The organism is Achromobacter sp. SLBN-14 (assembly GCF_006715415.1).
Taxonomy (GTDB): Bacteria; Pseudomonadota; Gammaproteobacteria; order Burkholderiales; family Burkholderiaceae_B; genus Achromobacter; species Achromobacter mucicolens.
Genome location: NZ_VFNE01000001.1, coordinates 2,349,852 through 2,368,253, shown reverse-complemented (window position 1 = coordinate 2,368,253; position 18,402 = coordinate 2,349,852). Strand labels below are relative to the sequence as shown.

The 18,402-nt window shown below is 66.7% G+C and carries 19 protein-coding genes and 1 riboswitch; of the genes, 8 read left to right on the top strand and 11 right to left on the bottom strand.

Annotated elements, in window-relative coordinates; all coding sequences use genetic code 11:
• Position 1: 1 nt before the first annotated feature.
• Together FBY20_RS10780 and FBY20_RS10775 are read right to left on the bottom strand one after the other, a co-directional pair.
• Positions 2-1,531, bottom strand: a complete 1,530-nt coding sequence (locus FBY20_RS10780; RefSeq protein ID WP_056327681.1) for an ABC transporter ATP-binding protein — start codon at positions 1,529-1,531, stop codon at positions 2-4.
• Positions 1,528-2,559, bottom strand: a complete 1,032-nt coding sequence (locus FBY20_RS10775) for a BMP family protein (RefSeq protein ID WP_142052061.1) — start codon at positions 2,557-2,559, stop codon at positions 1,528-1,530. The genes FBY20_RS10780 and FBY20_RS10775 overlap by 4 nt, the downstream gene beginning before the upstream one ends.
• A gap of 444 nt (positions 2,560-3,003) precedes the next feature.
• On the opposite strand from FBY20_RS10775, the gene FBY20_RS10770 reads away from it, so the two are divergent.
• The 6 genes from FBY20_RS10770 to FBY20_RS10745 all read left to right on the top strand — a co-directional run bounded on the left by FBY20_RS10770 (position 3,004) and on the right by FBY20_RS10745 (position 7,433).
• On the top strand, positions 3,004-3,918 hold the full coding sequence (locus FBY20_RS10770) for a DedA family protein/thiosulfate sulfurtransferase GlpE (protein WP_142052058.1): 915 nt from the start codon (positions 3,004-3,006) through the stop codon (positions 3,916-3,918).
• 112 nt (positions 3,919-4,030) lie between these two features.
• Positions 4,031-4,957, top strand: a complete 927-nt coding sequence (gene panE, locus FBY20_RS10765) for a 2-dehydropantoate 2-reductase (protein WP_056327684.1) — start codon at positions 4,031-4,033, stop codon at positions 4,955-4,957.
• Between the two features lie 259 nt (positions 4,958-5,216).
• Positions 5,217-5,828, top strand: coding sequence for an NAD(P)-dependent oxidoreductase (locus FBY20_RS10760; protein WP_056327685.1), 612 nt, complete (start codon positions 5,217-5,219; stop codon positions 5,826-5,828).
• A gap of 63 nt (positions 5,829-5,891) precedes the next feature.
• On the top strand, positions 5,892-6,350 hold the full coding sequence (locus FBY20_RS10755) for a nuclear transport factor 2 family protein (RefSeq protein WP_056327686.1): 459 nt from the start codon (positions 5,892-5,894) through the stop codon (positions 6,348-6,350).
• A 7-nt stretch (positions 6,351-6,357) separates the two neighbouring features.
• On the top strand, positions 6,358-6,921 hold the full coding sequence (locus FBY20_RS10750; protein WP_370458334.1) for a flavin reductase family protein: 564 nt from the start codon (positions 6,358-6,360) through the stop codon (positions 6,919-6,921).
• Between the two features lie 5 nt (positions 6,922-6,926).
• Entirely contained in the window at positions 6,927-7,433 is a 507-nt protein-coding gene (locus tag FBY20_RS10745) for a nucleoside 2-deoxyribosyltransferase (RefSeq protein ID WP_056327688.1), read from the top strand.
• Positions 7,434-7,456: 23 nt separating this feature from the next.
• Here FBY20_RS10745 and FBY20_RS10740 read toward each other — a convergent pair whose 3' ends face one another.
• The 3 genes from FBY20_RS10740 to FBY20_RS10730 all read right to left on the bottom strand — a co-directional run bounded on the left by FBY20_RS10740 (position 7,457) and on the right by FBY20_RS10730 (position 9,928).
• Positions 7,457-8,122 carry a TetR/AcrR family transcriptional regulator gene (locus tag FBY20_RS10740; RefSeq protein ID WP_142052055.1) on the bottom strand — a complete coding sequence of 222 codons (666 nt, stop codon included), beginning with the start codon at positions 8,120-8,122 and terminating at the stop codon, positions 7,457-7,459.
• An 84-nt stretch (positions 8,123-8,206) separates the two neighbouring features.
• The gene (gene ribB, locus FBY20_RS10735) at positions 8,207-8,926 is read right to left on the bottom strand and encodes a 3,4-dihydroxy-2-butanone-4-phosphate synthase (protein ID WP_056327690.1); all 720 of its coding nucleotides are present in this window, start codon (positions 8,924-8,926) and stop codon (positions 8,207-8,209) included.
• Between the two features lie 112 nt (positions 8,927-9,038).
• Positions 9,039-9,190, bottom strand: a riboswitch (FMN riboswitch).
• Positions 9,191-9,301: 111 nt separating this feature from the next.
• Positions 9,302-9,928 carry an SET domain-containing protein gene (locus FBY20_RS10730; protein ID WP_142052052.1) on the bottom strand — a complete coding sequence of 209 codons (627 nt, stop codon included), beginning with the start codon at positions 9,926-9,928 and terminating at the stop codon, positions 9,302-9,304.
• Between the two features lie 106 nt (positions 9,929-10,034).
• On the opposite strand from FBY20_RS10730, the gene FBY20_RS10725 reads away from it, so the two are divergent.
• Entirely contained in the window at positions 10,035-10,955 is a 921-nt protein-coding gene (locus FBY20_RS10725) for a bestrophin family protein (RefSeq protein ID WP_056327692.1), read from the top strand.
• A 20-nt stretch (positions 10,956-10,975) separates the two neighbouring features.
• Here FBY20_RS10725 and FBY20_RS10720 read toward each other — a convergent pair whose 3' ends face one another.
• Positions 10,976-11,446 carry an Lrp/AsnC family transcriptional regulator gene (locus FBY20_RS10720; RefSeq protein ID WP_056327693.1) on the bottom strand — a complete coding sequence of 157 codons (471 nt, stop codon included), beginning with the start codon at positions 11,444-11,446 and terminating at the stop codon, positions 10,976-10,978.
• A gap of 93 nt (positions 11,447-11,539) precedes the next feature.
• Here FBY20_RS10720 and ilvB point away from each other — a divergent pair, with 93 nt between their 5' ends.
• Positions 11,540-13,375, top strand: coding sequence for a biosynthetic-type acetolactate synthase large subunit (gene ilvB / locus FBY20_RS10715; protein WP_142052049.1), 1,836 nt, complete (start codon positions 11,540-11,542; stop codon positions 13,373-13,375).
• Between the two features lie 32 nt (positions 13,376-13,407).
• On the opposite strand, the gene FBY20_RS10710 is transcribed toward ilvB, so the two are convergent.
• The 5 genes from FBY20_RS10710 to FBY20_RS10690 form a co-directional block, all read right to left on the bottom strand.
• Positions 13,408-14,382, bottom strand: coding sequence for an IS110 family transposase (locus FBY20_RS10710; RefSeq protein WP_142051405.1), 975 nt, complete (start codon positions 14,380-14,382; stop codon positions 13,408-13,410).
• Positions 14,383-14,830: 448 nt separating this feature from the next.
• Entirely contained in the window at positions 14,831-15,610 is a 780-nt protein-coding gene (locus FBY20_RS10705) for an SDR family oxidoreductase (RefSeq protein ID WP_142055888.1), read from the bottom strand.
• A gap of 14 nt (positions 15,611-15,624) precedes the next feature.
• Positions 15,625-16,470 (bottom strand): ABC transporter permease, encoded by an 846-nt coding sequence (locus tag FBY20_RS10700; protein ID WP_142055886.1) that lies wholly within the window; start codon positions 16,468-16,470, stop codon positions 15,625-15,627.
• A gap of 19 nt (positions 16,471-16,489) precedes the next feature.
• Positions 16,490-17,260, bottom strand: a complete 771-nt coding sequence (locus tag FBY20_RS10695) for an ABC transporter ATP-binding protein (protein WP_174245404.1) — start codon at positions 17,258-17,260, stop codon at positions 16,490-16,492.
• Positions 17,260-18,321: an ABC transporter substrate-binding protein gene (locus tag FBY20_RS10690; protein ID WP_142052043.1), complete on the bottom strand. Its 1,062-nt coding sequence runs from the start codon at positions 18,319-18,321 to the stop codon at positions 17,260-17,262. Before FBY20_RS10690 ends, FBY20_RS10695 begins: the two co-directional genes overlap by 1 nt.
• Positions 18,322-18,402: the final 81 nt, after the last annotated feature.

The following is an 18,402-nucleotide window of genomic DNA, read 5'->3' as shown; positions in this document are numbered from 1 at the left end:
GTCACGCCCGGGTTCCCGTCATGGCCAGGCCGACGGTGGCCGGCGTCCATTCGGCCACCGGCTTGACCGCGACCAGCTTGCCGCCGCACAGCACGGCGATGCGGTCGGCCAGCGCAAAGATCTCTTCCAGGTCCTCGGACACCAGCAGCACGCCGGCGCCGCGGGCGCGGGCGGCCAGAAGCTGCTCGCGCACGTAGGCGACCGCGCCGATGTCCAGACCCCAGGTGGGCTGATCGGCCACGATGAAGCGCGGCTCACGCGCCAGCGTGCGGCCCAGGATCAGCTTTTGCATGTTGCCGCCCGACAGGCTGCGCGTGCGCACGTCCAGCGAAGCGGCGCGCACGTCGAACTGCTTGGCCAGCGACGCCGCGTAGGCCTTGCCCGCGCGGGCGCGGATCAGGCCATGACGCGCGAAGCGCTTGTCCTTCAGGTCTTCGACGATGGCGTTTTCCCACAAGGGGCTGTCGCCAATCATGCCTTCGCCGTGGCGGTCTTCCGGGATGCGGCCCACGCGCGCGGCGGTCCAGCCGGCGGGCGTCGTCGGCGCCGCAGCGTGTTCCGGACCCAGCCGGATCGTGCCGTCCGAGGGCTGGCGCAGGCCGGTCAGCACCGACACCAGCGCCTGCTGGCCGTTGCCGGCCACGCCGGCGATGGCCACGATTTCATGCGTGTGGACCACGAGGTCCAGGCTGTCCAGGCGCGGCGCGCCATCGCGGCTGTCGCGCACGGTGACCTGGGACAGCGTCACCACGGGCGCGGCCTGCTCGGCGGCCGAAGCGGCCTCGGAGCGCGGCATGACCACCTTGCGGCCCACCATCAGTTCGGCCAGTTCCGCCGGATTGGTGCCCGCGGTGTCGCGCTCGGCGACCAGCTTGCCTTGCCGCAGCACGGCCACGCGGCGCGATACGGCCATCACTTCGTCCAGCTTGTGCGAAATGAAGATGACCGCCAGTCCTTCGTCGACGAAGCCGCGCAACGTGGCGAACAGATCCTGCACTTCCTGCGGCGTGAGCACGGCGGTGGGCTCGTCCAGGATGAGCACGCGGGCGCCGCGGTACAGCGCCTTCAGGATTTCGACGCGCTGTTTTTCACCGACCGACAGCGTGCCCACGCGCGCGTCCGGGTCCACGCCCAGGCCGAAGCGCTGGCCCAGTTCCACCAGGCGCTTGCGGGCCTGGCCGCGGCCCGAGGCCAGCTTCCAGAGCGATTCGGTGCCCACCATGATGTTGTCCAGCACGGTGAGGTTGTCGGCCAGCGTGAAATGCTGGTGCACCATGCCGACGCCCGCCGCCAGCGCGGCGTCGGGCCGGCCGGCGGGCAGGGGCTTGCCGAAGACTTCGATACTGCCGGCGTCGGCCACGTAGTGGCCGAACAGGATCGACACCAGGGTCGATTTGCCGGCGCCGTTCTCGCCCAGCAAGGCCAACACTTCGCCCTGGCGCAGCGTGAGCGAAACATCGTCGTTGGCCGTCAGGCTGCCGAAGCGTTTGGTGATCCCCGTCAGTTGCAGGGCGAGAGGCGCTTGATTCATCGTGCCGAGGACTTGGGTTCTTTGTCGTTGACCTTGACGGTGAAGCTGCCGTCCAGGATCGCCTTTTCCTTGGCCTGGACCTTGGCGATCAGGTCAGCCGGGATCTTCTGTTCGAAGGTGCCCAGCGGCGCGAGCGACGAGCCCTTGTGCTTCATCAGCGAATACTGGCCGAAGTCTTCGGCCTTGAACGAGCCGGCCTTGACCTGCTTGAGCGCTTCGTCGATGGTCGGCTCCATGCTCCACAGCGCCGAGGCGACGACCGTCTCGGGGTACTGCGGCTGGGTGTCGATCACGTTGCCGATGGCCAGCTTGCCGCGTTCCTTGGCGGCGTCCGACACGCCGAAGCGTTCGGCGTACAGCACGTCCGCGCCCTTGTCGATCATCGCGAAGGCGGCTTCCTTGGCCTTCGGGGGATCGAACCACGAGCCGATGAAGGTCACGGTGAATTCAGCCTTCGGATTGATTTCCTTGGCGCCCTCGATGAAGGCCTGCATCAGGCGGTTCACTTCGGGGATGGGATAGCCGCCGACCAGGCCGATCTTGCCGGTCTTGCTCATGCCGCCCGCGATCATGCCGGTCAGGTAGGCCGGTTCCTGGATGTAGTTGTCGAACACCGAGAAGTTGGGCTGCTGGGGCTTGCCCGACGAACCCATCAGGAAGGCGGTCTGCGGATAGTCCTTGGCGACCTTGCGGGCGGCGGCTTCCACGGCGAAGGCCTCGCCCACGATCAGCTTGTTGCCTTGTTCCGCGTACTGGCGCAGCACGCGCTCGTAGTCGGCGTTGGTGACGTTTTCCGAGAACGTGTACTCGATGTCGCCACGGTCGCGCGCGGCCGACAGCGCCTTGTGGATGCGCGATACCCATTGTTGTTCGACCGGCACCGTGTACACGGCGGCGACCTTGGTCTTGGCGGGCGCCTGGGCCAGGGCCGCGCCCGAGAACAGCATTGCGCCGGCTGCAGCCAAGGCCAGCTTGAGCAGGCCGCGGCGGGCGATGCCGCTGGCGGTCGAAAGGGAAAGGGATTTCATGCAGGTGACTCCTACGCGGGGAAGGACAGGGAATGGAGATGAGGGGGGATGACGCCCGCAGCACGGAGGCCGCTGCGGCCGGCAGGCATGCCGGGCAGATCGTGCGTGAACGGGGGCGTGGGCTCGGTCATCGGATGGGAGCGCCAGGCGGCGCACCCGCCCGAATGGTCGAGTTCTCAGCCTGTCCTGGCGAAGCAATTTGTATGCCACGGGGCAGTCCCGCGACAAGGCGGGCAAACCTGATGGCCGGGCAGAATTATAGGCACCCTCGCGGGGAAGCGTGGCACCACATTGGTGCGCCGCTTTCGGGCAAGACGGCAACAGGCGGCGCGCAAACGGAACAGACCGTTGCCGCGCGGCTGGCAGGGTCTATGGCCCCGGCGCGCAGCCGCGCGCCTAAAATCCGCGGATGAGCCGCGCCGCGCGCGGCAAGCTGGAAATCCCATGCAAGATATTCAATTGCTGCTCGAGCAGTACGGCGGGTGGCTGGTGTTCGGCAACGTCCTCATCGAGCAGGCCGGGCTGCCGGTGCCCGCCTATCCCATGATCATCGCGGCCGGCGCGCTGGCCGGCGCCGCCGGCTGGCTTGTGCCGCTCCTGGCCGCGACGGCCGCCTGCCTCATCGCCGACAGCCTGTGGTACTGGGCCGGGCGGCGCTACGGGTCGCGCCTCTTGGGCGTGGTCTGCAAGGTGTCGCTGTCGCAGGATTCGTGCATCCGCCAGACGCAGCGCCTGTACCTGCGCATCGGCGTGCGCGCGCTCTTGGTGTGCAAGTTCCTGCCGGGCGCGGGCGCGCTGTCCACCGTCATGGCGGGGCTGACCAACACGCCGTACCGGCGCTTCTTTCTCTACGACCTGGCCGGCGCGCTGATCTGGGTGGGCTCTGCCCTGCTGCTGGGCGGCCTTTTTCACAGCGTGGTCAACGACGTGCTCGACATCCTGGGCACCTACGGCCCGATGGGACTGGCCGTGCTGGCGGGCGTGCTGGCGCTGTACATCGTGGCGCGCTTTCTGCGGCGCAAGATCCTGCTGCGCAGCCTGCGCGTCATTCCGCGGCTGTCGGTGGACGAACTGATGCAGTGGCGCCAGAGCGGACGCGATGCGCTGGTCTTCGACGTGCGGCCAGAGGCCCAGCGCGATGCCGCACGCATTCCGGGCGCCGTGGCCGTGGACCTGAAGCAGCCGCTGCCCGCGCTCGATCCCGGCGCGATCGATTCCGACATCGTGGTCTATTGCGCATGCCCGAATGAGGTGTCGGCCGCCCTGCTGGCCTCGCGGCTGCGTGCGGCCGGCTACCGCAAGATCTGGGCGCTGCGCGGCGGCTACGACGCCTGGGCCGAACGCGAACAGCAGGCCTGAAGCGTCCGGCGCATGGCCCCTCGGGGGGCGGGCGCTGGGCGGCGCGCCAGACCCGGGCGCATAATGCGCGCATCGGCCCGCGCCCGACGCGGGCAGCCAACAGGAGACAGGCATGCGGTTGTTGTTCTTGGGCGCCGGCGGCACCGGCGGATACTTTGGCGGACGCGCGGCGCAAGCCGGCGCGGACGTGACGTTCCTGGTGCGCGAGCCGCGCGCCGCGCGCATCCGCGAACACGGACTGCGCATCCAGAGTCCGCTGGGCGATGCCACGCTGCACCCCAAGCTGGTCACGCAGCAGACGCTGAAGGACAGCTACGACATCGTCGTCTTGTCGTGCAAGGCCTACGACCTGGACAGCGCCATCGAGGCCATCCGTCCGGCCGTGGGTCCCGACACCGCCGTGCTGCCCATCATGAACGGCGTGCTCCAGTACGACGTGCTGGACCGCGAGTTCGAGCCGCATCGCGTGCTGGGCGGCCTGTGCCAGATCAACGCCACCCTCGGTCCCGAAGGCGAAGTGGTCCACCTGGGCAAACACGCCAACCTGGTGTTCGGTGAACGCGCCGGTCCTGCCCGCAGCGAGCGCTGCGTGGCGCTGGAGCAGGCGCTGGCGGGCGGCGAATACGTCAGCCGCCTCAGCGAAAACATCTACCAGGACATCTGGGAAAAGTACGTCATGCTGACGACGCTGGCCGCCGCCACCTGCCTGATGCGCGGCTCGGTCGGCGAGATCGCATCCACCGACGACGGCGTGGACTTCCTGCTCGGCCTGCTGCAGGAATCGCAGGCGGTCGCCGCGGCCTCCGGCCATACCGTGCGGCCCGAGGCGGACGCCACCGTGCGCAAGCTGCTGTCCGACCGCACCCAGCCCATGACTGCCTCCATGTTCCGCGACCTGCGCCAGGGCCTGCCCGTGGAAGCCGACCACATCGTCGGCGACATGGTCCGCCGCGCCCGCACGCTGGGCGTGGACGCCACCTACCTGCGCGTGGCCTATTCGCACCTGCAGGTCTACCAGGCGCAACGCGCCGCCCGCTGATCGCGGGAGCGGCCCCCTGTTCAAGCGGGGCCGCCGGGCGCACACTGATTGCGCGTGCCGCGGCGTGCGGCGCGCGTCCGGTCATCTCGCGCTGCCACCGGTTCGCACCCATTGGTGCACGGTTTGCAAAAAACTCTTCCTGGTTAGCGGGTTTTTCGTTCGGATTTGACCGAATAGTATGGCTTGGCCTGAGCCGAAGCCCGCGCCGCCGCAATCGTGCGGCGGCCGCTCCCGGCCCATCCCTCCCAGGAGCAAGACCATGAAAATCGCATTGATCGGCATTACCGGCCGCGTGGGGTCCCGCGTGGCGGACGAATTGTTAAAGCGCGGCCACCAGGTGACGGGCATCGCGCGCAACCCGGCCGAGGTCAACGAGCAGCCGGGCCTGACGGTCCGCCAGGGCGATGCCACCGATCCCGAAGGCCTGACCCCGATCCTGGCCGGCCACGACGCCGTCATCAGCGCCACGCGTTTTGTGTCCACCGATGCCAAGCCCCTTCTGGCCGCCGTGAAGAACGCCGGCGTGCCGCGTCTGTTGGTGGTGGGCGGCGCGGGCAGCCTGCTGGTCGCGCCCGGCAAGATGCTGATCGACACCCCCGAGTTCCCGGACGCCTATAAGCCCGAGGCGCGCGCAGGCGTCGTGTTCCTGGACACGCTGCGCCAGGAAAAGGTGCTGAACTGGACCTTCCTGTCGCCTTCGGCCATGTTCGAGCCCGGCGAGCGCACCGGATCCTTCCGCGTGGGCGACGACAACCTGCTGGCCGACGACGAGGGCAAGAGCTGGATTTCCATGGAAGACTACGCAATCGCCCTGGCCGACGAAGTCGAAACGCCGCGGCATTCGCGCCGCCGCTATACCGTCGGATACTGATCTTCCGCCGTGTTTGTTTGTAAACTGGCAGGCCGCCAGCCGGCGTCATTTGAGTAGTCCTGTATGCGTATGAAGTGGAAATCCTTGGCTGCCTGCCTGCTGGTCGCCGCCAGTTGCGTGGCGGCTGCGCCGGCGCTTGCGGCCGCGCCGCAGTCGAACAAGGAAATTGCCGTCGCGTTCTTCCGCATGATGTTCCAGGACCGCGATATCGACGAGGCGGTGCGCCTGTACGTCGGCCCGAATTACACCCAGCACAATCCGTACATGCAGGACGGTGTCGGGCCGATGGTCGACTTTTTCCCGCGCTACTTCGAGCAGCATCCGCAGGCCATCGTCGAGATCAAGCGCGTGATCGCCGAAGGCGACCTCGTCATGATCCACAACCTGTGGCGCGACTCGCCCGAAGACCGCGGCCAGGCCGTGGTCGACATCTTCCGCCTCGAAGGCGGCAAGATCGTCGAGCACTGGGACGTAAGCCAGGAAATCCCCGAGAACCCCGCCAACAAGAATGGCATGTTCTAGGCTGCCCATGATCGAACCCGTCGACCTGCCCCGCGCCTATCTGCTTTTGAACCACGGCCCGACCGTGCTGGTGACCAGCGCGCACGGCGGCGCCCGCAACGTGATGGCCGCGGCCTGGGCCATGCCGCTGGACTTCAGTCCGCCCAAGATGCTGGTGGTGGTGGACAAGAACACCTGGACGCGCGAGCTCATCGAAGCCTCGGGCGAATTCGCGCTGTGCATTCCGTCGCGCGCGCAGGCCCACGCCACGCTGCAGGTGGGCTCGCACTCGGGGCGCGACGAAGACAAGTTCCAGGCCAGCGGCCTGACCACGTTTGCCGCCAGCAAGATCGGCGCGCCGCTTATCGAGGGCTGCCTCGGGTGGCTGGAATGCAAGGTCATCCCTGAACCCCACAATCAGCAGGCCTACGACCTTTTCATCGGCGAGGTCGTGGCCGCATGGGCGGCGCCGGACGTGTTCTCGGGCAACCGCTGGCACTTTCCGGCCGACAAGCGCCGTTCGGTGCATTACGTGGCCGGCGGCTCCTTCTTCGCCACCGGCGAAGCCTTCAACGTCGCCGATCCGGAGTAAGGGCCATGCGCAGCGTGTATCTGGCGGGTTTCGACGTCTTTCTGCCCGACGCCGTGGCCCACGGCGAACGGCTCAAGACGCTGTGCGCCACCTACGGTTTCGAGGGCGTGTTTCCGCTGGACAACGCGGCGCCGCCGGAGCTGTCCGGACAGGCGCTGGCGCAGTGGATCTATCGCGCCAACGTCGCGCTGATCCGCCGCGCCGACATGGTGATGGCGAACCTGAATCCGTTTCGTGGCGCCGAGCCCGATTCGGGCACGGCCTTCGAGGTGGGTTACGCCATTGCCTGCGGCAAGCCCGTGTGGGGCTATACCGGCCAGTCGGGCAGCCTGATCGATCAGGTGGCGGTGGGGGCGGCAGCCGACGACGGTGTGTCGCGCATGGTCGACGCGCAGGGCCATACCGTCGAGGATTTCGGGCTGAGTCTTAACCTGATGCTGGCGTGCAGCGCGCGCATCGTGAATGGCGGCCCGGCGGACTGCCTGGCCAGCATGGCGCGCGAACGCGCCTAAGGCCGTGCGCTAGGGGCGGTGCGCTAGGCGCGCGCCGGCTTGGCTTTCTTCGCCGCCCTGCGCGGCGCGTCGCCGGCTGGCGCGCCCAGATACCCCATCACTGCATCCACCACTGCGGCCTCCAGCTGCTTGGGCGTGAAGCCCGCCGGCGGCGCCAGCGCGGCTGCGTGCACCAGCGATTCCATGATCCGCAGCACCACGTAGGTCGCCAGATCCCGGTCCGCCTGCGCGATCTCGGCGCGGTGCAGTTCCAAGAGATGCCGCATGCGGCGGTGAATGTCCTGGTCCGCGCGGCTGTGTTCGTGCGGCTGGTCAAACAGCGGAAATTCCCGCTCCAGCACGCGATGCAACGCCGGCTCCAGCAGATGCGCGTGCAGCATGGCTTGCACGATTGCGGCCACGCGTTCGCGCAGCGTGGCCGCCGGATTGCCGTTCAACACGTCGTCGATCACATCCAGCATCTGGTTGTCGTGACGGTCATGCAGCGCGGCGATCAGCGCGTTCTTGTTGGGAAAGTACTGATACAGCGAGCCCACGCTCACGCCGGCCGTTTCCGCAATCAGATTGGTGTTGGTGCCGGCATAGCCATGCGTGGCCAAAACGTGAGCCGTGGCTTGGAGGATGGTGTCGACGGTGTGCTGGGACCTGAGTTGGCGCGGCGATTTCCGGGGCTGGGGGATGACGGTCATGGGTGGGGCAAAAGGCGAGTATTCGCGCGGATTATGCCATCCGCATCGGGGCTGCGATGGCGCGGCCCCACCCATTGCGGCCGGTCAGACGGTGGCCGCCATCTCCAGGACCTCGTCATCGATCGCTTCGGCCTGGCCGTCCTGCAGCTTTTGCAGGTGGTCGGCCAGTTCGGCGATGGTCAGCGCCACCAGGCCCTGTTCGGCGGCGTAGCGCTCCAGCGCCGCACCGCGCATCATCGTGCCGTCGGCGTTCATCAGTTCGCACAGCACGCCTGCCGGACGCAGCCCGGCCAGCACGGCCAGGTCCACCGAGCCTTCGGTGTGGCCGCGGCGCGTCAGCACGCCGCCCGGTTGCGCGCGCAGCGGAAACACGTGGCCGGGGCTGACGATGTCGTCGGCCTGCGCCGACGGCGCAATGGCGGCGCGGATCGTGGTCACGCGGTCCACGGCGGACACGCCGGTGCTGACGCCTTCGCGCGCTTCGATCGACACGGTGAAGGCCGTGGCAAAACGGCTCTGGTTGCGCTGGACCATGGGCGGCAGTTCCAGGCGGTCAAGGGTTTCGCCGGGCAGGCACAGGCAGACGATGCCGCTGCCGTCGCGGATGAGTTGCGCCATGACGGGCACGGTCAGCCGGTCGGCGGCCACGATCAGGTCGGCTTCGTTCTCGCGGTCAAAGTCGTCCATCAGGATGACGGGACGGCCCAGACGCAGATGATGCAGCGCGCGCTGCAAGCGGGCGGCAAAGGGCTGGGATGCCAGGCTGGGGAGGGGGGACTGCTGGGTAAAGGCAACGTTGGACATTGAAACGCTCTCGCAAAAGGATTGGGCGAAAAACGTTTCAGGGCTAATCGACAGCCGAACGCAATACGGCCAGGCGGGCGCAAACGCGCCCGGCGCAGCCGAGTATGTGCCGGCACATCTTCTCTCATCCGGACTGTGACCGTCGGCCCTGGCTTCTCACCAGGTCTGCTGACCCCGGCCAAAAAGCTGGCCGGGCGCTCGCGGGCTCGCCACATTGCATGGCATACCGCCGGTGGGGAATTGCACCCCGCCCTGAAGACGTACTGCATGTCGTGTTAACGACCGAATGATTGTACGCCTGTCCGCCGGACGGGATTGAATATGCTTATTGCAGTTGTGGTCTTCGGAAAGCGCGGGACTGGCCCCGGGTTGCCGTCAGGCGGCTTCGGCGGCGCTGGCCTTTTTGGCCGCGGGGCCCTTGTCGGTCTTGGTGGTCTTGGTGGTCTTGGCGGTCTTTTCGGTCTGGGTGGTCTTTTCGGCCTTGACGGGTTTCTCCGCCTTCTCCGCCTTGCCGGCTTTCTTCGCCTTCTTGGCGGGCAGCGCCAGCATCGTGCCGCGGCACGGCGGCGTGCCGCAGAGGCACTTGTAGCCTTCCTTCAGCGCCTTGGTGATGCGCCCATCCAGCACCAGCCCGTAGTCGTACGACAGCTCGGTGCCGCGCGCGATGTCCTCTAGCGCCACGATGTAGACGCGCTTGCCGTGCTTGCCTTCCTGCGCCTCGCAGTTGGGCTGGCAGGAATGGTTGATCCAGCGCGCGTCGTTGCCTTCGTCGCCGCCGTCGATCACGCGGCCGGAGCTGAGCGCGAAGAAGAAGGTGTGGAAAGGATCGTCCGGATTGGTCGGGTGGCGGCGGTCGGCTTCCTTGGCGCTGATGCGCTTGCCGCCGTACTCGATGATGCGCGTGCCCGCGGGAATCTTGCGGGCGGCGAAGACGCCATTGCCGTGCAGCTTGGAGCGGCGGACGGCGTACCAGGGCTTGATCGGGGTGTCTTCGGTGGTCATTGAAGGTCGCGTGTGGCGTGAGACGAAACAGAATTATATCGGCGGCGTCTTTGCGCGATCACAGGCGTATAGTGAGCGCCGGCTTGTCCCTTGTTTGATATTCATCATGATCGTCCGTCCGCGGCCCTCCGCGCTGGCTCTGTTCTTTGTACTGCGCGGTTCCATCATCCCGCGCATCCTCAGCAGGATCATCGTCATCACGGTGCTCTCCTGCGTGGTGGTGTGGATGTACCACCGCCAGTTCTTCTCGCCCGCGCATCTGACCGCGGTGCCGTTCTCGCTCTTCGGGCTGGCCCTGTCCGTCTTCATGGGCTTTCGCAACAACGTCTGCTATGACCGCTGGTGGGAAGCCCGCAAGCAATGGGGCGACCTCGTCGTGCAGGCGCGCAGCCTGGCGCGCGAGAGCGCCGTGCTGCTGGCGGCCAGCACCGCCAATCCCTTGCAGGAGCGTCTGGTGCGCCGCTGCATCGGATTTGGCTACGGACTGGCGGCGCGGCTTCGCGGGCAGGACATGGTCGAGGCGGTGCGGCCGTGGGTGCAGCAGGACGAGCTGGATTCGCTGGCCGGCTGCCGCAACGTGCCCGATGCCCTGCTCCTGGCCATCAACCGGGATCTCGCGGCCTGCCTGCGGCGCGGTGAGCTGACCGACATCCTGTACCAGGGCCTGACCCAGCGCGTGGCGCAGTGCGCCGCCATCCAGGCGGCCTGCGAGCGCATCAAGTTCACGCCCTGTCCGTTCGCCTATTCGCTGCTCCTGCATCGCACGGCGTGGCTGTTCTGCCTGCTGCTGCCCTTCGGGCTGGTGGGCACGCTGGAGTTCCTGACGCCGCTCGCGGTGACCATCGTCGCCTACACCTTCTTCGGCCTGGACGCGCTGGGCGACGAGCTGGAAGACCCCTTCGGCGCGGACGAGAACGACCTGCCGCTGTCGGCGCTGGCCCGCGTCATCGAGATCGACCTGCTCGAAGGCCTGGGCGTGCGCCCCTTGCCCGAGCCGGCGGTGCCGGTGGACTACGTGCTGCGCTGAAACAGCTGGGCGGCGGCGGCTTACGACGCCGGCCCGGTCAGCGGCAGCTTGGTTTCCTTCAGCCGGCGCAGCACGAAGCAGGACTTGCTGTGCCGGATGCCCGGGATGCGGTAGAGCTGTTCGCGCAAGAGGCGCTCGTAGTCGCGGGTGTCGCGCACGGCGATGCGGATGTAATAGTCGTAGTCGCCCGACACCAGGAAGGCCTCCAGCACCTCGGGGATCTGCGCCAGCGCGCGGCCGAATTCATACAGCGTCTCTTCGCTGTGGCTCTCCAGGGTCACGTGGACGATGACCGTGTCCATGAAACCCAGGCTGGCCGGATCGATGTCCACGGTGTACCCGCGGATGACCCCGGCGCTCTCCATGCGTTTGATGCGGTTCCAGCACGGGGTGGACGACAGGCCGACCGCCGCGCCGATGTCGTTCAGGCTGGCGCGCGCGTTGTCCTGCAGCACCTTCAAAATGGCCAAGTCGAACTTGTCGAGGTTCATTTTCTTTGATTCCTCCAAATCAAAGATGAATTTACTCCGTCCGCCCGTTATCCGTGGAAAAGAAGATAAAAATTCTTCGGTTCTCCCAATAAGATGGATAGCATGAACGATCGCCTGCACCCCACCGCCGCCGCCGCACTTGCCGCCACGGAAACCGCCACCGAAACCGCCCCTGAAAACGGGGCGAAGATTCTGCTCGACACGCTGATTGCGCACGGCGTCGACACGGTCTTCGGCTATCCGGGCGGCGCCGTGCTGCCCCTGTACGACGCCCTGTACGCCGAGCCGCGCCTGCGCCACGTGCTGGTGCGCCACGAGCAGGCCGCCGTGCATGCGGCCGAGGGCTACGCCCGCACCACTGGCCGCACGGGCGTGGTGTTCGTGACCTCCGGCCCCGGCATGGCGAACACGACCTCGGGCCTGTTGGATGCCATGTGCGATTCGATCCCGGTGCTGTGCATCAGCGGCCAGGTGGCCACGGCGGCCATCGGCACCGACGCTTTCCAGGAATGTGACGCCATCGGCATTTCGCGTTCCGTCACCAAGTGGAACACCCAGATCCGCGCGGTGGACGACGTGGCCGGCGTGACGGCCCGTGCGTTTGAACTGACGCGCCAGGGCCGTCCCGGCCCGGTGCTGGTGGATTTTCCCAAGGACGTGCAGCTTGCGGTGCCGCGCGACAGCGGCGATGGCCTGGATGCGCCGTCGCAGCACAAGCTGGCCGCGCTGCGCGCGCGCCGTCAGTCGGGCAAGCTGGCGGCCAAACTGCCGCAGTCGGCCGTGCGCCGCGCCGCTGCGCTGATCGCGCAGGCCAAGCGTCCCATCTTCTACGGCGGCGGCGGACTGGTGAACGCCGGTCCCGAGGCCTGCGAAGCGTTCACCGACCTGGTGCGCCACACCGGCGCGCCCTGCACGCTGACGTTGATGGGCCTGGGCGCGTTTCCCGCGTCCGACCCGCAATTCGTGGGCATGCTGGGCATGCACGGCACGGTCGAAGCCAACCTCGCCATGCACAACTCGGATCTCGTCGTCTGCATCGGCGCCCGCTTTGACGACCGCATCACCGGCAAGCTGTCCGAGTTCTGCCCGCACGCCCGCAAGATCCATATCGATATCGATCCCGCCTCGATCAACAAGGTCGTGCGCGTGGACGTGGCGCTGGTGGGCGACTGCCTGCCGCTGGTGCGGGCGCTGCGCGCCGAACTGGGCGACACCCCGCTGGAGCCCGCGCGCCTGGCGCCCTGGTTCAAGCGCATCGACGCCTGGCGCGCGCAGGACTGCCTGGGCTTCACGCCCGCGCCCGACGCCATCCTGCCGCAGCACCTGATGTCGCGCCTGAACGCCGCGCTGGCGGACCGCGATGCCATCGTCTCCACCGACGTGGGCCAGCATCAGATGTGGGCCGCGCAGTATCTGCGCTTTGACCGCCCGAACCGCTGGTTGACGTCTGGCGGCGCGGGCACGATGGGCTACGGCGTGCCGGCCGCCATCGGCGCGCAGGTCGCGCACCCGGACAAGACCGTGGTCTGCGTCAGCGGCGACGCGTCGGTGCTGATGAACATCCAGGAACTGTCCACCGCCATGCAGCACGAGACGCCCGTCAAGGTCGTGCTGTGCAACAACGGCTACATGGGCATGGTGCGCCAGTGGCAGGAACTGATCCACGGCGGGCGCTACAGCCACAGCTACAACGCGTCGCTGCCGGATTTCGTGGCGCTGGCGCGCGCGTTCGGCTGGGGCGCGGCGCGCGTGGATGACCCCGCCAAGCTGGACGCCGCGCTGGCCGAATGCCTGGCGCACGATGGCCCGTACTTCCTGGACGTGGCGGTCACCGCGCAGGAAAACTGCTTCCCGATGATGCCGGCGGGGCATGGTCACCAGAAGATGATGCTGGCCGAAGGCGTCTGGTATCAGGACGAGACGACTTGAGCGTTTCAGATACCGTCTTGACCGTCAAGCGTTCAGGCGTAGTCGGGCCGATACGGTGTCCGAGTTTTAAGCACGCCGAAGCATAGATGCACCAGCTTTCTCATGGCCGCGCCTAGCGCGGCCATTTTGCTCTTTCCAGCTGCTAAGAGCCGCGCGTAAAGCGCACCAACGTGTGGGTTGAAGCGCTTGCTGACGATAGCGGCCATGTAGAGGGTGGCACGTACCGTGCTGGGACCTGTTTTAGATAGCCGCGGCCGGCTGTTCAGACTGGTGCCGGACTGGCGTTGCACCGGCACCACCCCCAGGTAGGAGGCCAAGCCCTCGGCTGACTCGATAGGTCGGTTATGCATGATCGACAGGATCGAGTTCCCCGCTCGATCCCCGATGCCGGGGATGCTGGTCAGCAGTTCCCGATCCTCCTTCAGGTCCGGGTGGCGGTCGATGTGGTCATTGATCGCATGATCCAGGCGTTTGATCTCTTCGCGCAGGAACGCGATCGTTTTGGCTATGGATCCCTCGACCAGCACGGGTGGATCACTGAACTGCGTCTTCTCCTGGCGATTGAGTTCGCGCTGCAGATCCTTGGCCAGCGCGTCGCGCCGAGCCAACAAGGCCCGTAGTTGACGGGCATGCAGCGGTGCGGGGCGCCACAGCCCAGGCTTGAGCGCCTGACCGTAGCGGGCCAGCACGTAGCTATCGATTCCATCGGTTTTGGAGCGCACCGCCAGCGCCCCAGCGAAGTCGCGCACCTGGGCAGGGTTGACCAACGAGACACTGACCGAAGCGTCATGCAGGGCCGTGGCGGCCTGCTCGTGATATTGCCCTGTGGGCTCGAGCACGGCATGCAACTGCGCCGGCTCGGCTCCCTGCTTGGCGCACCACTGCAGCAGCGTCTGCACGCCCGCTATCGAGTTGGGTACGACCTTGGTCTTGCGTTTGTTGGCATCGCTGCCAAGCAGCGCGCAATCCAGCTTCGCCTTAGAAACGTCAATTCCGAGAAAAAACATAAACCTAAGCTCCCTTGCCAATACCAAAGAAGCCCGCTGCGCCCACTTGCCTTGTACATACAGGGTCCAATGCCCTAGGCTACCGTCCAGTGTCCAGCCGGCTCAGAGGTGCGGAACCGAGGCGTAATCTGAACCACAAAGTCCAGGCTCTAGGTGTCTGAACACGCTCATCGGTCCGCTTGTAGCGATAGCTAATCACTACAGTGGCCAAGATACAAGGTGTCTGACACCCGTGGAGGCGTTGCGGCAGGCTGGAGATCATCTCCCCAGGGTGTCAGACACCGGAATCAGAACGCCTCAACGTAGGTGTCTGACACCCGTTGAGCGCAGCGGCAGGCTGGAGATCATCTCCCCAGGGTGTCAGACACCGGTGCGGCACCGCTGAAAAAGTCGGTGTCAGACACTGGCACCAGCCCGGCACCCGACGATTTAAGACACCCCGCCGTCTTCAAAACTGAATAGACAGCCCGCCGTCCACCACCAGCACGTGACCGTTCACATACGATGCCGCGGGTGACGCCAGGAACACGGCCGCCCCGGCGATTTCCTCCGGTTCGCCCCATCGCCCCGTCGGGTTGCGCGCCGCGATGCGCGGCCCGAATTGCGGGTCCGCCACCATCTCCGCATTGGTCTCCGTGGCAAACGTCCCCGGCGCGATGGCGTTGCTGGTGATGTAATGCCCGCCGAATTCCGCCGCCAGCGCCCGCACCATCCCCGTCAGTCCCTGCTTGGCCGCCGGATACACCGCATCGCCCGCCCGCGCCAACTCCCCCACCACCGACGTAATGGCAATCAACCGGCCGCCGCCCTGGCGCATCATGCGCTCGGCCGCGAACTTGGCCAGCAGCATGCCGGCCACCAGATCGGTGTCGATCAGTTCGCGGATTTCAGCCGGGCTGGTGTCCTGCAGCGTCTTGCGGTTGCGCGCACCCACGTTGTTGACCAGGATGTCCAGCCGCTCGTGTTCGCGGTCGATGCGTTCGAAGGCCGCGGCCATCGCTGCGTCGTCGGCCACATCGAACGGCAGCGGATGCGCGTCCAGGCCCGCGCCCGTCAGTTCGGCCACCGCGGCACTGACTGCTTCGGCATTGCGGCCGTTGATCAGCACGCGCGCGCCGCAACCGGCCAGTGCCCGCGCGATGCAAAAGCCCAGCCCGCGGGCCGAGCCGGTCACCAGCGCCACCTGTCCCGTCAGGTCGAAATTGCGCAGATACGGAAGGGTCTTCATCTTTCGGGCCTCGCTCATTCCCGGAACTCCGGCGCCCAGTGCAAGAGCCGCCGTTCGATCCACGTCACACAATAGACCAGCGCGATGCCGACGATGGACAGCAGCGTCACCGCCGCGAACATGTCGGTGGCGTTCAGCGTCGCCAGCGCGGTGATCATCAGATATCCCATGCCCGTGGTCGAGCCCACGAACTCGGCCAGCACCACGCCGATCAGCGCAAAACTGATGGCGTTGGGCAGCGCGGCAAAGGTCCAGGCCGCGGCTGTGGGGATGCGCACCCGCCACAGGATCTGGCGCGGCGAGCCGCCCAGCGTGCGGCAGAAGTCGACAAGCTCGCGCTCCACGCTGCGCCCGCCCTTGTAGGTGTTGAAGAACACCAAAAAGAACACGACGAACCACGACGTGACCACCTTGGACGCCAGACCCAGCCCGAAGAACATGGTGATGAGCGGCACGAACGCGATCCGCGGCATGGAATTGAACGCCACGATGAACGGATTGAACACGTCGGCCAGAAAGCGGCTGCGGCTGAGCGTCATGCCCACCACGAAGCCGCTGCCCGCGCCCACCACCAGGCCCACCAGTGTCGCCTGCAGCGTCAGCCACAGGTGCGGCCAGACCGAGCGCGGCCCGGGTTGCAGCCATTCCCACAACCGCACGGCCACGCGCGAGGGCTGGCTGATGAAAAAGGGATCGAAAAGCGTGTTCTGGGTGAACCACGGAATGCGCGTGAGGATTTCCCACGAGCCCAGGATGACGGCAAGAATCAGTATTTGCCACAAGGTGATGCGCACGCGGCGCGCGGCGTTGGCGCGGCGGTCCAGCCGCAACTGGTCCTGCAGGGTGTCGGCGGTATCCATCGAATTCATGACTATCGGTTCAGGCGGCGGCGCGGAACTGCTGGCCCAGCACGCTCCAGAGGCTTTGCACGTGGGAGACGAACTGCGGCGTTTCGCGCAGCGTGAAGACGTCGCGCGGATGCGGGATCTGGATGCGCTCGTCCAGCAGCACGCGGCTGGGCGGGCCGGACAGCACCACCACGCGGTCGGACAGCAGGATGGCTTCGTCCAGGTCGTGCGTGACCATCACGATGGTCTGGCCCAGCTTGCGCCAGATCTCCATCAGCTCGCGATGCAGGTGGGTCTTGGTGTGCGTGTCCAGCGCGCCGAAGGGCTCGTCCAGCAGCAGGATGCGCGGCTCGACCGCCAGGCTCATCAAGAGCGCCACGCGCCGCCGCATGCCGCCGGAGAGCTGATGCGGAAAGGCGTCCGCGAAGGCGCTCAGGTGACCCAGTTCCAGCAGTTCCGCGACACGCGTTGCGATCCGGTCGGCCGGCACTCCCTGAAACTTCAACCCCAGCGCCACGTTCTTCCTGACGCTGAACCACGGCAGCAGCGTGTCCTTCTGAAAGATGTAGCCCAGCGCGGGCGGCACCTGCCCATCCACCAAGCGTCCGTCCACCAGGATGGTCCCGGTGGTGGGCTGCAGAAAGCCCGCGATCATGTTCAGAAGCGTGCTCTTGCCGCAGCCTGACGGCCCGACGATCGACACGAATTCGCCTTCGTTGATCGTCAGGCTGACCTCGCCGACGGCGTGCGTCGTGCCCTGGCGCGACTGGTACGCCTTGCCCACCTTGTCCAGCGTGATCATCAAAGGCCCCGGGCTTTACGCACGAAGCTCATGTTCACGCATTTGGCGTAAGGCACGGTCTTGATCTCTTCATTGGAGAACTGGCGCCCGTCGCCCATGATGGCCGTCATGCGGTTGTACGCGTCCTCGGTGATGATGTTGTCCTTCAGGAACACCGTCTCCTTGTAGACGCCCAGCGTCTTCTCGATGGCGGCGCGCGGGAAGGCGCTCAGGTAATCGTCGTAGATGACGTCGGTGATGGCGGCCGCGCTGTTGGCGGTGATGAAGTCCTGCGCCTTGACCATGGCGGTCACAAACGCCTGCACGACCTCGGGACGCTTCTGGATGGTGTCTTGAAGCGTCAGCGCCGCGATGCCCGGCACGTCGCCGCCCATGAACTCGTTCCACGACGCTTCGGTGGTGGCGTCGAAGATGGGAACGCCCCAGCCTTCCTGGCGGGCCTGTTCCATCATGGACATGGTCGCCATGCTGGCCGCAACCGAGCCCGTCTTGAGTGCGCCCAGCATCGTCGCCAGATCGCCCAGGGGGCGGATGTCGACCTTGTCGGCCACGCCAGCCTTCTGCATCAGGTACAGCGCCATCAGCCACGTGCTGGACTGCGGCTGGGTCGCGCCCACGCGCTTGCCCGCCAGGTCCTTCAGCGACTTGATCTTGCCGCTGTCGAAGTCCTCGCGGCGCACGATGACGTTGGCGTACGTCAGCTTGCGGTCAAAGCCGAACACCAGCGCGGCGGGCTTGCCCGCGATGGTCAGCGCGGGCGCGGCGGTGGCCGCGGTGGCGCCAAAGACGATCTGGCCGGCCGCCAGCAGCTGGTTGGTGCGCGGGCCGCTTTGCGAATTCAGATACTCGACCTCCAGGCCGCCTTCTCCGAAGAAGCCCTTCTTCAGCGCCACGTAGCCGGCCGCGAAAAAAGGGTCGATGCTGCCCTGGCCATAAACGACCTTGCCCAGCTTGGGCTGCGCGAAGACGACGCGCCCATTGAGCAGGCCGAAGCTGGCCAAAGCGCAAGCGCTCGCCGCCAGCACGCGGCGGCGGGTGGTGAAGTCGGAGCTACGGGTCATGTCGTCCTCGGAAGTGTCTGGGTTGCAGCTGTTTGGCGTCAACAATACCCCAGCGATTGCTGCCCAACAATGGAAAACGCC

Bases quoted from the DNA above. Each gene is read 5' to 3' on its own strand.
- FBY20_RS10780 (WP_056327681.1), bottom strand. From the start codon at position 1,531: ATGAATCAAGCGCCTCTCGCCCTGCAACTGACGGGGATCACCAAACGC.
- FBY20_RS10775 (WP_142052061.1), bottom strand. From the start codon at position 2,559: ATGAAATCCCTTTCCCTTTCGACCGCCAGCGGCATCGCCCGCCGCGGC.
- FBY20_RS10770 (WP_142052058.1), top strand. From the start codon at position 3,004: ATGCAAGATATTCAATTGCTGCTCGAGCAGTACGGCGGGTGGCTGGTG.
- panE (WP_056327684.1), top strand. From the start codon at position 4,031: ATGCGGTTGTTGTTCTTGGGCGCCGGCGGCACCGGCGGATACTTTGGC.
- FBY20_RS10760 (WP_056327685.1), top strand. From the start codon at position 5,217: ATGAAAATCGCATTGATCGGCATTACCGGCCGCGTGGGGTCCCGCGTG.
- FBY20_RS10755 (WP_056327686.1), top strand. From the start codon at position 5,892: ATGCGTATGAAGTGGAAATCCTTGGCTGCCTGCCTGCTGGTCGCCGCC.
- FBY20_RS10750 (WP_370458334.1), top strand. From the start codon at position 6,358: ATGATCGAACCCGTCGACCTGCCCCGCGCCTATCTGCTTTTGAACCAC.
- FBY20_RS10745 (WP_056327688.1), top strand. From the start codon at position 6,927: ATGCGCAGCGTGTATCTGGCGGGTTTCGACGTCTTTCTGCCCGACGCC.
- FBY20_RS10740 (WP_142052055.1), bottom strand. From the start codon at position 8,122: ATGACCGTCATCCCCCAGCCCCGGAAATCGCCGCGCCAACTCAGGTCC.
- ribB (WP_056327690.1), bottom strand. From the start codon at position 8,926: ATGTCCAACGTTGCCTTTACCCAGCAGTCCCCCCTCCCCAGCCTGGCA.
- FBY20_RS10730 (WP_142052052.1), bottom strand. From the start codon at position 9,928: ATGACCACCGAAGACACCCCGATCAAGCCCTGGTACGCCGTCCGCCGC.
- FBY20_RS10725 (WP_056327692.1), top strand. From the start codon at position 10,035: ATGATCGTCCGTCCGCGGCCCTCCGCGCTGGCTCTGTTCTTTGTACTG.
- FBY20_RS10720 (WP_056327693.1), bottom strand. From the start codon at position 11,446: ATGAACCTCGACAAGTTCGACTTGGCCATTTTGAAGGTGCTGCAGGAC.
- ilvB (WP_142052049.1), top strand. From the start codon at position 11,540: ATGGATAGCATGAACGATCGCCTGCACCCCACCGCCGCCGCCGCACTT.
- FBY20_RS10710 (WP_142051405.1), bottom strand. From the start codon at position 14,382: ATGTTTTTTCTCGGAATTGACGTTTCTAAGGCGAAGCTGGATTGCGCG.
- FBY20_RS10705 (WP_142055888.1), bottom strand. From the start codon at position 15,610: ATGAAGACCCTTCCGTATCTGCGCAATTTCGACCTGACGGGACAGGTG.
- FBY20_RS10700 (WP_142055886.1), bottom strand. From the start codon at position 16,470: ATGGATACCGCCGACACCCTGCAGGACCAGTTGCGGCTGGACCGCCGC.
- FBY20_RS10695 (WP_174245404.1), bottom strand. From the start codon at position 17,260: ATGATCACGCTGGACAAGGTGGGCAAGGCGTACCAGTCGCGCCAGGGC.
- FBY20_RS10690 (WP_142052043.1), bottom strand. From the start codon at position 18,321: ATGACCCGTAGCTCCGACTTCACCACCCGCCGCCGCGTGCTGGCGGCG.